Raw genomic sequence first — 12,845 nt, 5'->3', positions numbered from 1 at the left:
GCCCGCCGTTTTTTGTTGCGTGGTTCCCGATTCCGCCCTGCCTACTCGGCGGCGGGAAAGATCGGCAGCGACCACCATGTGTCCGGCCCGTCGGCGTACATCTGGAGCTTGACCGTCCGGCCATCGTCTGCAAGGCGGAGCTCGCGGTTGCCGCGTCGGTGCTGCCGCCAGTAGGCCATCAGCTGGGGCTCAAGCGGCTCATCCGCCCTGGCATTGGTGCGCAGCCACAGCAGTGCGCCCATCAACTCCAGTCGCGCAGCGTGGTCCTGCGCCTTCCGCTGGTAGTTGTAGTAGGCCGGAAATGCGATATCCGCGAGGATGCAGCCGGTCGGGTTGGCGACGCATTCGAGACGCCAGCGACTTTTGCGGTTTTGCCCAGGATCCACTCGGACATCGTTGATCAGATTGCCGGCCGTCGCTTCCGAGCACGCCCATGAGTGGCCTTCAGCGAGGATCGCCAAGCTCTTTTCCGGGTCCCAGGTGAGCGCGGGGAGGGGATTCGGGATTCGCGACGGCGCCGTGGAGGAGTCGACAGCCAGCTGGCGGATGTGGTGGGTGGAAACGACGAATTCGCCGCGCATCGCCTCGCACAAAGACGCGTCCGCGACCGTCGGGGCGGCGAATGCCGTCGCGCACGATGTCGGCAGCTCGTGGGTCGGACCGACCTCACCCAGCATCCCTGCCAGCAACCGGATGTACCGATCGGTGTAGCGATCGGCAACACTGCGAATGAGCAGCGCGTCCGAGTTGGCACCCAGGCGTCGCCAGGTCTGCACGCCGTTGCAAGCGCCAGCCAGCGCCACATCCACATCCCCGTTCGCGAATTGCCACGCGACCCGGGTGAGCTCGTAGCCTGCCGGCTGCAGCGGCGGCAGCATCGCATGCGACGGGGCGGATGGCGGGCTGCGGTAATACCCATAGTCCTGCAGGGCCGCAACGCGGTCCAGCAACCCGCGATGCCTCGCAATTAGACCCTCGTAGGCGCCCAGGTCCGCACGAACCCTGGCCAGGCAATCGATGTCGCCACCGCTGCAGAACTGCTGCGCGTCTTCGCGGGACGGTCGCTGCTGTTCAAAACCGGTCAATGCCGCGCGTTGGGATTCGACAACGAGCCCATCGCCCGCCGGCGTCACCGCCGCGCTTGCTTGCGCAACGTCGGCTTCCGCAACCGCTTGAAGCTGCTCGCGCGGCACGTCGAAGTCGAGAAGCCAGATCGCCGGAAAGGCATTTTCGCCGGGCGGCAACGACGCGCGGTCCTGCATCAATGCCAGCGCCGCGGTTTGCGTCGCGGACGGGCCGCGGTAGCGCGATACCAGCCAGAGCACAACGGTAGTTGCCACAACGGCGAGCAGTATCCACGCCGCCCATTTCAGTATTCGTCTCACCTGTGATCGCTCCTTGACCGGAATTTAGATGGCGCCCCTCAGGAAAGTGCCTGACCAATCTCCCAGGCACCACGTTCCAGCGATTCCACGCGCCCGGAACCCTTCGTGTCTTGTGCGATGGCGCTATGGGGCCGCCGGGATCTGAAGTCCGCGCTGCACGGCGGGGCGCGCGAGACCACGTTGAAGCCAGTCCTGCACGTGAGTGAAGTCGGCATACCCCGTGAGCTCTCCGGCGCCATAGAAATCGACCAGACTGTTGACCCATCCCAGCGTGGCGATATCGGCGATCGTGTACTCCTCACCCACCAGCCACGTCCGGCCGTCCAGCTGGGTATCGAGCACGCCCAACAGGCGCCTGGATTCGGCAACGTAGCGCTTCAATGGCCGCGGATCCTCGATGTCCTTGCCGGCGAATTTATGGAAGTAGCCGAGCTGGCCGAACATCGGGCCGATCGACCCGACCTGGAAAAACACCCACTGGATCGTCTCCCAGCGCAGCGCGGGATCGGCAGGGAGAAAGCGACCACTCTTCCGCGCCAGGTACATCAGGATGGCTCCGGACTCGAACAGGCCAAGTGGTTTGCCGCCGGGACCGTCGGGGTCGATGATTGCGGGGATCTTGCCGTTGGGATTGAGCGAGAGGAATTCGGGCGTGTGGCTCTGGCCGGTGGTGATGTCGACCAGGTGGACCTCGTAGTCCAGCCCGGTCTCTTCCAGCATGATCGAGGCCTTGACCCCGTTGGGCGTCGGCATGGAATAGAGCTGGATCCGCTCGGGATGGCGCGCCGGCCAGCGCGTCGTGATCGGGAAGTCGGATAGCTCTGCCATGGTGCCGTCGCCTCGAGTCAAGGGGTAGATGATGGTAACCCTGGCGCGCGGGGCAACGCGGACACCCGTCTAGTCGGCGCCGTCCTCCAGCATGCGCAGCTCGCGTTGCGGTAGCGGCCGGGTGATTCCGTGCGCCTTGAATGCCCGCCAAATCGCCAGGTTGATGTCGGAGCGGACGTTGTTGATCCCCAGCTCCGGCGATGTGACCCAGACGCGCAGATCGAGGTCGATGCCGTTTTCGCCGAAACCCAGCAGGCGCGCCACCGGCGCAGGGTCGGTGAGAACGCGATCCTGCCCGTTGGCCGACTCCTCCAGCAGTTTCATCGCCAGTTCCGGATCATCGGCATAGCTGATCTGGATCGGCAGTTTCAGCCGGATGCTCTCGCCGCCGTAGCTCCAGTTGATCACCGGGTTGATGATCAGGTTCTCGTTGGGCATCAGCGTGTCCACGCCGTCGCGGTCGCGGATCACGATGTAGCGCGAGCGCAATTCATGGACCCAGCCGTAGCGGGTGCCCGACTGGTCCTCCACCGTGATCACGTTGCCCGGCTTGATCGAGCCGTCCACCAGCAGGATGAAGCCGGAGATGAAGTTGCTGACGATCCGCTGCAGGCCCAGCCCGATGCCCAGGCCCAGCGTGCCGCCGATAACGGCCAGTGCCGCCAGGTTGACCCCCAGCACCTGCAACGCGACCACGGTGCCGAAGATCAGCAGGAGCAGCTTGATCACCTTGTTGATGCCCACCTGCGCGCTGGGCGACAGGTGCTGTGAATCGCGCACCTTGCGTTCCAGCAGGCGCGAGATCCACAGGCTCAGCACCATCACCAACGCCGCGACCGCCACCGCGCGCAGCACCAGCAAGGCCGACACGCGCGTGGTTCCGACCGTTATCGCCGCCGAGTCCAACGCTGCCAGCACATTGGGAAGCCAGTTGATCAGGTGCAGCGCGACGCCGACCCAGACCACCGCGACGATGAAATTCTCCGATGCGGACAGCAGCGAGCCCGGCTTCAGCGCGCCCGACAGCAGGTACACCGCCAGCCGCACCAGAAGCAGCGCAAACGACAGGCTGAGCGCAACCCACACCAAGGCGTGGCGCAGCTCCAGCTGCTTGAACACCCCCCACTCGACCACCAGCACGAGCGAGAGCGCGGCCGGGAACGCCAGGCGCCGGCTGGCTGCCAGGGCGACCAGCCCGGCGCGCGTGTGATCCCCCGTCTTCAGGTAGCCACGTAACCAGGCGTCATAGCGCCGGTCCACCGCCCAGGCCAGCACCATCGCAGCGACGACCGCCAGCGCCTGCCACCAAAGCCCGGGGTGCGACAGGGCGTCGATCCAGATCGGGATGTGCTTGTTCAACCAGTCACTCATTGGCGCATCTGGTGCAACGAAGGTCCGCCGAGCATACAAGCTGACCAATCCAGGTCCCGTCATCCCGCTGCGGGGGACGGGAACCCTCGACAGCTACAGCGCATGGAAGTGCGTCGGGTGTATCGCGTGTAAAATTGCCGGCTTTCCGCGACGTACGATGGCCAAGGCACTTCAACGGACTCCGCTCCAGGGCCCGGCGTTCATTCGCCTGCTGGCGGGTCTCACCAGCGCAGCGCCCGCTGCGAGCAGCACATCCCTTTCCGAGCGTCTCAGCGAATGGCTGGACTGGACCCGTGCCGTGGCGCTGTCCAGGGCGCTGGACGGCCGCCTGTCGGCTCACGAGGTCGTCCCGAGCGCTTCCGGCGACGACGTCCACAAGGAATGCGAACGGGTTCGCGCGGTCCTGGTCGCGCGCATCCATGCGATGACCGAGGCCGGGTCGGCGCCTCCGCGGAGTGCCACGGCCGTCGCCAAGGATGAGCCGGCTCTCGAGTTCGGCCCGCTCCGTGAGCGTTACCGCGACCTGCAACAGTCGATGCAGGCCGAAGTCGGGCGGCTGCGGGGGCATCTGCGTGACATGCTCGCGTCCGGCTCCGCCGACATGGCGCGTCTGGCCGAGGTGGACGCGGTGATGGAATTGACCCTCACCCCGCGCGAGCACGCACTGCTCGGGTCGGTTCCGGCGTTGCTGGGGCAGCACTTTGAACGCCTGCGAGACGCCGCGGTGGAGTCGCGCGACCCGCTTCTCCCATCTACCCAGGCTCCAGAAGACGCTGCCTGGCTGGACCGCTTCCGCCAGGACATGGGCTACGTCCTGCTTGCAGAGCTCGACATCCGTTTTCAACCCGTCGAAGGGCTGCTGTCCGCCCTCGGCACCCGATAGCTGGATCACATGCACAAAAACACGCTCTACGTCGTCATCTTCCTGGTGGGCCTGATCGCCGTTGCGTGGATTGGCGCAGGCTACATCGGCTCCAACCTGCCCGCGCTCGCGGTCACCGCGGTGATCGGCGCGTTCTACGTCGCCGGCGCGCTGGAGCTGCATCGCTACCGACAGGCCACCCTCGGGTTGATCGCCGCCACGGACGATGCGGCCGCCGCGTTGTCCGACCTGTCCGGCTGGCTGCAGCGGTTGCACCCCAGCCTGCGCAATGCCGTACGCCTGCGCGTGGAAGGCGAGCGCGTGGCGCTGCCGGCACCCGCGCTGACCCCGTACCTGGTCGGTCTGCTGGTGCTGCTCGGCATGCTCGGCACCCTGCTGGGGATGATGGCGACGCTGCGCGGCACCGGACTCGCGCTCGCGGGAGCAACCGATCTGGAGGCCATCCGTGGGTCGTTGGGCGCTCCGGTCAGCGGCCTGGCGTTTGCCTTCGGCACCTCGATCGCGGGTGTTGCAGCCTCCTCGATGCTGGGACTGCTGTCAGCGCTGTGCCGCCGCGAGCGGGCCCATGCGGTGCAGCAGCTAGACCTGCAACTGGCGGGCACGCTGCGTCCCTACTCGCACGCCCACCAGCGCGAAGAGGCGTTCCGCCTGCTGCAACAGCAAACGAGCCTGATGCCGACGCTGATCGAGCGCCTGGATACCTTGAGCACCAACCTGCAGCAGTTGCAGCAATCCAGCGGCGAGCGCCTGTCGGCCAGTCAGGAGGAGTTCCACAGCCGTACCGATGCGCATCACGCGCGCTTGGCGGCAAATCTGGAGCAGTCGCTGAAAGTCGGCTTCGAGGAAAGTGCGCGGAGTATCGGCGCCGTGCTGTCGCGGATGATGGAAAGCACGATGGCAAACCTCGCGCAGGAAAATGCCGCGCTGCAGGCTTCGGTCGCTGATGCGGTGCAGCGGCAGCTGGACGGTGTGTCCGCCAGCCTGCAGACGGCAACCTCGGCAGCCGCCGACACATGGCAGAACGCCGCTGCCGGTCAGCAACGTGCCAACGACGGCCTTGTGCAGGCGCTGCAGGGTTCGCTGGGGCAGTTCACGGCCGGGTTTGAGAAACAGACGAGCGCCCTGCTGCAGACTGTTTCCGCGCATCTGGACCTGAGCGCCGAGCGCAGCGACGACGCCTGGGACGCGGCCCTGTCGCGCCAGCAAGAGCTCAACGAACAGCTCGCGGCCAGCAACCAGCAGGCCATGGCATCGGCCGCCGCGACCTACGACGAGCGTGCAGCGGCGCTGATCGAGGCAATGCGCAAGGCCCACGACGACTCCCAGGCAGCGCTGGAATCCCGTGACCAGCAGCGCCTCGTGCAGTGGTCGGACGCGCTCTCCGCCGTGAACGACAGCCTGGAGAACCGTTGGCGCGAAAGCAGCAATGAAGCAGTAAACCGGCAGAAGGACATCTGCGACACCCTCGGCCGCACGGCTGCACAGATGGCCGCGCAGGCGCAGGCGCAGGCGCAGGAGACGATTGCCGAAGTGGCGCGCCTGATGCAGACCGCCGCCGAGGCGCCGCGGGCGGCCGCCGAGGTCATCGCCGAACTTCGCCAGAGCATTTCCGACGGCCTCGTGCGCGACAACGCCATGCTCGCGGAGCGCAACCAGCTGCTGGCGACCCTGGAAACCCTGCTGGGCGCCGTCAACCACACCTCGACCGAGCAGCGCACGTCGGTGGACGCGCTGGTCAGCACCTCGGCCGATCTGCTGGAACGCGTCGGCACCCGTTTCAGCGAGCAGGTCGACGCCCAGACCGGCACGCTCGGCGCCGCGGCCGCGCAGGTCAGTGGCGGCGCGGTGGAAGTTGCGAGCCTCGCCGAGGTGCTGGGCGCGGTGGTCGAGCAATTCGGTTCCGCGATCGACACTCTGGGCGAGCGCCTGGAGAAGATCGAGGCGGCACTGGAAACCTCATTGGCCCGCAGCGACGAGCAACTGGCCTATTACGTGGCGCAGGCGCGGGAGGTGATCGACCTGAGCATGCTCTCGCAGAAGCAGATCATCGGTGAACTTCAGCAACTGGCGGGCGCGCCGGGCGCTCGGGCCCACGGCAAGACCCCGGTATGAGCGACGAGATCGAGCTCGAATCCGAATCCACTGCAACGACGTGGGCGGCTTTCGGCGACCTGATGTCGGTGCTGCTCGGTGCGTTCGTGCTCATCCTGGCCGGCGTGATCGCAATGCAGGTCCAGCTGTCCAACCAGCTCGACGAAACCGTCAGGCAACGCGAGGCCGAGGCAGCCCGGTTGAAGACGCTGGAGCAGGCGCTGGCCGGGCCGCTCGCCGGCGGTCGCGTGACGGTGATCAACGGTCGCATCGGCATCAGTGGCAGCGTGCTGTTCGCGCTGAATTCGGACCGTCTGCAGCCGGAGGGGCGCGACCTGCTGCAGAGCCTGGCTGCACCGCTCTCGGAGTACCTGCAATCGCGCGACGAGCTGCTCATGGTCAGCGGCTTCACCGACGACCGGCCGGTGCTGGACAGCAACATGCGCTTCGCCGACAACCTGGAACTGTCCGCGGCGCGCGCAATGACGGTTACCCGTGCCCTGATTGCCGCCGGCGTGCCGTCGCGATCGGTGTTTGCCGCCGCGTTCGGCGCGGAGCAGCCGGTGAGCTCCAATGAGGACGAAGCGGGGCGGTCGAAGAACCGGCGGGTGGAAATTGCGCCGATCCCGAAGCCGAAAAACGACGCGGCCACGGATGCCGACTGAGGCTGCCCGCTCCGGTGCGCAGGGCGACCCGCTGCCGGATGAGCGCCCGCGCACCAACCGTGTGCGCGACGCGCTGATCTCCGCACTGCAGCGACGCCTGGACCTCGCAGACGCAGCCCTCGCACCACTGCTTCAGGCCAGGCTTGAGGAACTCATGCAGTCCCGGGCGGCCGAGGTGGCTGCCACGCCGGCGACACACGCGGGCTTGCCGACCAACGCAGACCGTTCGCAACGCACCCTGCTCGGGCTGTCCGAGTACATCCAGGCAAACAAACGGGCGGTCCACTGCGCCACCTCCGCAGACAAGGAACGCACCACGGTTTCATCCCCGGTCGTGCTCGAGGAATTCCGCCGGCTCTGGGACCGCATCCGCACCGAAAGCCAGTTGCGCGCGGCACTGGCGCCGATTCCCGATGAAGCAGGCCCGCTCCATTCCAGTGCCCTGCTCCACCGCGCGATGCGGCTGATGGCCGACACCTCGCCCGGCTACCTGCAGCACTTCCTCGCCTATGCCGATGCACTGACCTGGATGGAGCGCCTGCAACCGGTCGGCCTGCTCGACGCCGCCGCCGGCAACCCGGGTGCGGGGGCGTCGGCGAAACCCCGCACACGCAAGCGCGCGAACGCGAAGCACCCCGCAACAAAATCGCCCATAGGTAAGGTGCCAGGCGACGCTTAAGGGTTTCCCCCAATGGCGGCTGGGGGAGTGCGAACGCTAGATTCAGCGGAGCAATGCCCCGCTCACTTTCCAGCGTGCCGTCATGTCGCTCACTCCCAGCCTGAATCTCCCGTCGCCCGCGCAACTCTGGGGCAGCTTCCTGCGCGGATTGCCTTGCCCGCTCCGGCCCGACAGCGGCGATGGTGCGCGGTTGGACAAGCGCATCCTCGCGGCCGACCCGGTCGACGTGAGCTTCGATCTGGACAAGGCGTCGGTGCGCACCCAGGACGTCAAAGAAAGCGGCGCCAACACCACCTACACGACCACGGCCGACATGACCATCGCAGCGCCCGACGGCAGCAGTACGAGCGTCCCGGTGCGCTACGAAGTGACCCTCCGCAACGAGAACGCGACGCCCGAACAGATGCGCGCGGTGAATCCGTTTGATCCCGCCACGATTCCCGACCGGACACGGATCGAAATCCACGGCAAGGACTACGCCGGCACCGCGCTGGAGCCCGCTTTCAGCACGCTGGCCAAGGCCAACGGCCTGGAGTCCATCAGCGACCTGCGCCTGTCGCTGGAGATGCTCGACAAGGGCAAGCTGCGGGTCATGAGCGGATCGGAGCGCCTGTTCGACGCCCCGCGCGACGGCGGGCCCTCCTCCTACCCCGCCGACCGCCAGGACTTCACCCGCCACACGACCCTGCTCGCCGATCCAACGGGCAGCGAGCTGGGCGGCTACTCGCGCATGCTGTTGACCGGCAAGGTCCCCGACTCGACCGTGGTACTCGCCGAGACGGTCAACGGCAACGAGATCCACGGCACCGTGACCGAGGCCGGATCGGGCGAGGTCAACGACATCACCTGGACGCTGGACGCTGAAGGACGTCCGGCCTCCGCCGAAGCCACCCTGACCTGGGAGCCCAGCAGCAAGGGACGCGCGTCCGACCGCATCGAGGTCAACGCGCAGAGCGGCTTCCGCAAGGACAACGACATGAAGGGCACGCCGGACGACGTGGGCCACATCATCGCCTACCGCTTCGCCAACGGACACGGCTCGGTCAACATGTTTCCGCAGTTCGGCCTGTTCAACCGTGGCGCCTACGCGCGTCTGGAGCAGGAATGGGGCGACTGGCTGGCCAAGGGCATGGAGGTGTCGATCGAGGTGGAACTCGTCGGCGGCACGTCCCAGCGTCCCGACGAGGTCCACGTGGACTACAAGGTCATCGATCCCGACAGCGGCGCGGTGGTCTACGACCCGTCACTGATCGCGTTCGCCAACGCCGATGGCCAGGCCTTTGACGCGATCGCCGGTGCCGGCATGGACGAGATGATCGACAGGGCCACGGCCTGAGGCCAGACTGGCGCGCATCTCTGAACGGGTATCCGCATGGACAGGAATGAACTGATTGCCAGGCTCGGCCAGCTGCTGGTGGCGGACCCGGCGGTCTCGGACGGGCTTTGGGACGGCTATGCACTGATCGCGCGTTACGGCGACGGCGCGCTGGCACGGCGCCTCAGCGGCTTCCGCTACCACGACGGCGCTTCCGCCGAGGCCGCGACGCCCCGCGACCCCGCCATCGGCGAGACGTTCGACGCGTTGCGTACCGCGACCCTGGTCCCGGGCAAGGCGCCGTGGGACGCCTGCGTGCTGCGGATCCGCCGCGACACCGGCAAGATCAAGGTCGACTTCGAATACGACGCGCCCGAGCAATGGGACATCACGCCCGACACGCTGGCGGCCGTCGCGGAGCGTGCGCGCCCGGCGTAAGTCGCGCGTTCCGCTTTCAGCGAAGCGCGTCCGTAACGGGCGCCCACCTCTCCCACGACGCGCCCCGGGGGCCACAAGCCCGGCACAAACCCCGACGGGCTACAGCATGGGCAAATCCAAGCCCTTCTCGCGCGCGCACTCCCTGGCGATTTCGTAACCCGCATCCGCGTGCCGCATGACGCCTGTCGCGGGGTCGTTCCACAGGACGCGCGCGATCCGCTGGTCAGCCGCCTCGCTGCCGTCGCAGACGATCACCACGCCGGAGTGTTGCGAGTAGCCCATGCCCACACCGCCGCCGTGGTGCAGTGACACCCAGGTCGCGCCGCCGGCCACGTTGAGCATCGCGTTGAGCAGCGGCCAGTCGGACACCGCGTCGCTGCCGTCGCGCATCGACTCGGTCTCGCGGTTGGGCGAGGCGACCGAACCACTGTCGAGATGATCGCGGCCGATCACCACCGGCGCCTTCAGCTCACCGTTGCGGACCATTTCGTTGAACGCCAGGCCCAGCTTGTCGCGCATGCCCAAGCCGACCCAGCAGATGCGCGCCGGCAGGCCCTGGAACTCGATGCGCTCGCGCGCCATGTCCAGCCAGTTGTGCAGGTGGGCGTCGTCGGGAATCAGTTCCTTGACCTTGGCGTCGGTCCGGTAGATGTCCTCGGGGTCGCCGCTCAGCGCGACCCAGCGGAACGGGCCGATGCCCTTGCAGAACAGCGGGCGCACATAGGCGGGGACAAAACCGGGGAAGTCGAAGGCGTTCTTGCAGCCGTCGTTGAACGCCATCTGGCGGATGTTGTTGCCATAGTCGAAGGTCGGGATGCCCTGCGCATGGAAGGCCAGCATCGCCTCGACGTGCTTGCGCATCGAATGCATCGCCGCGTCGCGGATGCGGCCGGGAGAATCGCGCTGTCCCTCCTGCCACTCCTCCACGGTCAGCCCGATCGGCAGGTAGCCGTGCACCGGGTCGTGCGCGCTGGTCTGGTCGGTGACCGCGTCGGGGCGGACGCCGCGACGGACCAGTTCGGGCAGGATCACCGCCGCATTGCCCAGCAGCGCGATCGACTTTGCCTCACCGGCGGCGGTGTATTTCCCGATCCGGGCCAGGGCGTCGTCCAGATCGGTGGCCTGCTCGTCGACGTAGCGGGTGCGCAGGCGCATGTCGATGCGGCTCTGCTGGCACTCGATGTTGAGGCTGCACGCGCCTGCGAGGCTCGCGGCCAACGGCTGGGCGCCGCCCATGCCGCCCAGCCCGGCGGTCAGGATCCAGCGGCCCTTGAGGCTGCCGCCGTAATGCTGGCGCCCCATTTCCACAAAGGTCTCGTAGGTGCCCTGCACGATCCCCTGGCTGCCGATGTAGATCCAGCTGCCCGCGGTCATCTGGCCGTACATCATCAGGCCCTTCCTATCGAGCTCGTTGAAGTGCTCCCAGGTCGCCCAGTGCGGCACCAGGTTGGAGTTGGCGATCAGCACCCGCGGCGCATCCACGTGGGTCCTGAAGACACCGACCGGCTTGCCCGACTGCACCAGCAGGGTCTGGTCGTCGTCCAGCGTCTTGAGCGACGCGATGATCGCGTCATAGCTCTCCCAGTCGCGGGCGGCGCGGCCGATGCCGCCGTAGACCACCAGGCTGGTCGGGTCCTCGGCCACCTCCGCGTCCAGGTTGTTCTGCAGCATCCGGAACGCAGCCTCGGTCAGCCAGGACCTGCAGGTGAGCTGGCTGCCACGCGGGGAGCGGATGATGCGGCCGGGATCGGTGCGCGTGTGGGTCACGGGACTGGACATGACAAACCCTGTCGGTAATCGATAGGACCGGGATTATCGCATCGCGCCCGGCTGCGGTTTCCCGCGGCGGAAACACGGACTTCCGGCACGCACGACCGCGGCGTGCAGACGCTAGGATGGGCTGATGCACCCATTCAAATTCGCGGCCCGGTCCGCACTGACGACATTCTTCGCGCTGGTCCTGCCGGCGTGCACATCGCTCCCGCACAACGACGCTGGGGTTGCCGCAACGCCGCCGCAGGTGCTGCTGGTGTCGCTGGACGGTTTCCGGCCGGACTACCTGGAGCTGGGCATCACGCCGAACCTGGAACGCATCAGCGAGCACGGCGTGCAGGCGGAATGGATGACGCCGTCCTATCCCAGCCTGACCTTCCCCAACCACTTCACCATCGTGACCGGCAAGCGGCCCGACAATCACGGCATCGTCCACAACTCGATGCACGACCCGGCGCTGGGCAAGTTCAGCCTGGGGAATCGGGAGGCCGTGTCGGACGGGCGCTGGTGGGACAGCGAGCCGATCTGGATCACCGTGGAAAAGGCCGGACTGCGCGCGGGCACGATGTTCTGGCCCGGTTCGGAGGCAGCCATTGGCGGCGTCCAGGCCAGCCACTGGAAGCCCTTCGATGCGGAAATGCCGATGGCCGATCGCGTCGACACGGTGCTCGCCTGGTTGGCCGAACCCGAAGCCACCCGCCCGCGTTTCAGCACCCTCTACTTCGAGGCGGTGGACAGCGCGGCGCACGCCAACGGGCCGGATTCCGAGGAGGCGCACGCGGCGATCCGCGACGTCGATGCAGCGATGGGCCGCCTGCTGGACGGGATCGATGCGCTGGGGCTGGCAAGCGAACTCAACGTGGTGGTGGTGTCCGACCACGGCATGGCCACCGTCCCACCGGACCAGTTCGTGGTAATCGAGGACATGGTCGATCCGGCGGATGCCGAATTCGTGACCGCCGGCCAGTCCGTGGGCTTCACGCCGCGCCCCGGTCGCCGCACCGCCGCCGAGTCGCAACTGCTGGGCGCGCACGAGAACTACGACTGCTGGCGCAAGGACGAACTGCCCAAGCGCTGGCAGTACGGCGCGCATCCGCGCGTGCCACCGATCATCTGCCAGATGCACGAAGGCTACGACGCCCTCCGCCGCGCCTGGCTGGAGACGCGCTCCAAAACGGATGACCGCGGCTCGCACGGCTTCGATCCCGCCCTGCCTTCGATGCGGGCGATCTTCCTGGCCCGGGGACCAGCATTCCGCGAAAACGCCCGCGTGCCGGCATTCGACAACATCGACGTCTATCCTTTGCTGATGGCGATACTGGAGGTCGAGCCGGCGGCCAACGACGGCGGCGACGGCGCGATGGAATCCCTCAAACCCGGCGCAGCCAGGGCGGCCGGCGCACCCTGATGAGGCCCT

11 protein-coding genes are annotated in these 12,845 nt (G+C 67.3%); 7 read left to right on the top strand and 4 right to left on the bottom strand.

The window, feature by feature from the left end; translation table 11 throughout:
• Positions 1–41: 41 nt before the first annotated feature.
• The 3 genes from INQ40_RS03760 to INQ40_RS03750 form a co-directional block, all read right to left on the bottom strand.
• A complete protein-coding gene (locus INQ40_RS03760) occupies positions 42–1,325 on the bottom strand; it encodes a hypothetical protein (RefSeq protein WP_228482105.1) in 1,284 nt (427 codons plus the stop codon).
• Between the two features lie 183 nt (positions 1,326–1,508).
• Entirely contained in the window at positions 1,509–2,213 is a 705-nt protein-coding gene (locus tag INQ40_RS03755) for a glutathione S-transferase N-terminal domain-containing protein (RefSeq protein ID WP_194341909.1), read from the bottom strand.
• A gap of 69 nt (positions 2,214–2,282) precedes the next feature.
• Complete coding sequence (locus tag INQ40_RS03750) at positions 2,283–3,584, bottom strand: mechanosensitive ion channel domain-containing protein (RefSeq protein ID WP_194341908.1); 1,302 nt, start codon at positions 3,582–3,584, stop codon at positions 2,283–2,285.
• A 157-nt stretch (positions 3,585–3,741) separates the two neighbouring features.
• Here INQ40_RS03750 and INQ40_RS03745 point away from each other — a divergent pair, with 157 nt between their 5' ends.
• From INQ40_RS03745 to INQ40_RS03720, 6 genes are all read left to right on the top strand, one after another.
• Positions 3,742–4,467 (top strand): DUF3348 domain-containing protein, encoded by a 726-nt coding sequence (locus INQ40_RS03745; protein ID WP_194341907.1) that lies wholly within the window; start codon positions 3,742–3,744, stop codon positions 4,465–4,467.
• A gap of 9 nt (positions 4,468–4,476) precedes the next feature.
• A complete protein-coding gene (locus tag INQ40_RS03740; RefSeq protein WP_194341906.1) occupies positions 4,477–6,579 on the top strand; it encodes a DUF802 domain-containing protein in 2,103 nt (700 codons plus the stop codon).
• The gene (locus INQ40_RS03735; RefSeq protein WP_194341905.1) at positions 6,576–7,223 is read left to right on the top strand and encodes an OmpA family protein; all 648 of its coding nucleotides are present in this window, start codon (positions 6,576–6,578) and stop codon (positions 7,221–7,223) included. The genes INQ40_RS03740 and INQ40_RS03735 overlap by 4 nt, the downstream gene beginning before the upstream one ends.
• Positions 7,213–7,902 (top strand): DUF2894 domain-containing protein, encoded by a 690-nt coding sequence (locus INQ40_RS03730; RefSeq protein ID WP_194341904.1) that lies wholly within the window; start codon positions 7,213–7,215, stop codon positions 7,900–7,902. The genes INQ40_RS03735 and INQ40_RS03730 overlap by 11 nt, the downstream gene beginning before the upstream one ends.
• An 82-nt stretch (positions 7,903–7,984) precedes the next feature.
• Complete coding sequence (locus INQ40_RS03725; protein ID WP_194341903.1) at positions 7,985–9,238, top strand: DNA/RNA non-specific endonuclease; 1,254 nt, start codon at positions 7,985–7,987, stop codon at positions 9,236–9,238.
• 36 nt (positions 9,239–9,274) lie between these two features.
• On the top strand, positions 9,275–9,655 hold the full coding sequence (locus INQ40_RS03720) for a hypothetical protein (RefSeq protein ID WP_194341901.1): 381 nt from the start codon (positions 9,275–9,277) through the stop codon (positions 9,653–9,655).
• Between the two features lie 99 nt (positions 9,656–9,754).
• On the opposite strand, the gene hutU is transcribed toward INQ40_RS03720, so the two are convergent.
• The gene (gene hutU / locus INQ40_RS03715) at positions 9,755–11,434 is read right to left on the bottom strand and encodes a urocanate hydratase (protein ID WP_194341899.1); all 1,680 of its coding nucleotides are present in this window, start codon (positions 11,432–11,434) and stop codon (positions 9,755–9,757) included.
• A gap of 124 nt (positions 11,435–11,558) precedes the next feature.
• Here hutU and INQ40_RS03710 point away from each other — a divergent pair, with 124 nt between their 5' ends.
• A complete protein-coding gene (locus tag INQ40_RS03710; RefSeq protein WP_194341897.1) occupies positions 11,559–12,836 on the top strand; it encodes an ectonucleotide pyrophosphatase/phosphodiesterase in 1,278 nt (425 codons plus the stop codon).
• Positions 12,837–12,845: the final 9 nt, after the last annotated feature.

It is taken from the genome of Lysobacter sp. H21R4 (assembly GCF_015277535.1).
In the GTDB taxonomy this organism is placed as follows: domain Bacteria; phylum Pseudomonadota; class Gammaproteobacteria; order Xanthomonadales; family Xanthomonadaceae; genus Novilysobacter; species Novilysobacter ciconiae.
The sequence above is the reverse complement of the archived record's forward strand: the minus strand, read 5'-3'. Positions and strand labels throughout refer to the sequence as shown.

Coding starts and splice junctions, on each gene's coding strand:
- INQ40_RS03710 (WP_194341897.1), top strand. CDS start 11,559: ATGCACCCATTCAAATTCGCGGCCCGGTCCGCACTGACGACATTCTTC.
- INQ40_RS03735 (WP_194341905.1), top strand. CDS start 6,576: ATGAGCGACGAGATCGAGCTCGAATCCGAATCCACTGCAACGACGTGG.
- INQ40_RS03725 (WP_194341903.1), top strand. CDS start 7,985: ATGTCGCTCACTCCCAGCCTGAATCTCCCGTCGCCCGCGCAACTCTGG.
- INQ40_RS03750 (WP_194341908.1), bottom strand. CDS start 3,584: ATGAGTGACTGGTTGAACAAGCACATCCCGATCTGGATCGACGCCCTG.
- INQ40_RS03720 (WP_194341901.1), top strand. CDS start 9,275: ATGGACAGGAATGAACTGATTGCCAGGCTCGGCCAGCTGCTGGTGGCG.
- INQ40_RS03755 (WP_194341909.1), bottom strand. CDS start 2,213: ATGGCAGAGCTATCCGACTTCCCGATCACGACGCGCTGGCCGGCGCGC.
- INQ40_RS03745 (WP_194341907.1), top strand. CDS start 3,742: ATGGCCAAGGCACTTCAACGGACTCCGCTCCAGGGCCCGGCGTTCATT.
- INQ40_RS03730 (WP_194341904.1), top strand. CDS start 7,213: ATGCCGACTGAGGCTGCCCGCTCCGGTGCGCAGGGCGACCCGCTGCCG.
- INQ40_RS03740 (WP_194341906.1), top strand. CDS start 4,477: ATGCACAAAAACACGCTCTACGTCGTCATCTTCCTGGTGGGCCTGATC.
- hutU (WP_194341899.1), bottom strand. CDS start 11,434: ATGTCCAGTCCCGTGACCCACACGCGCACCGATCCCGGCCGCATCATC.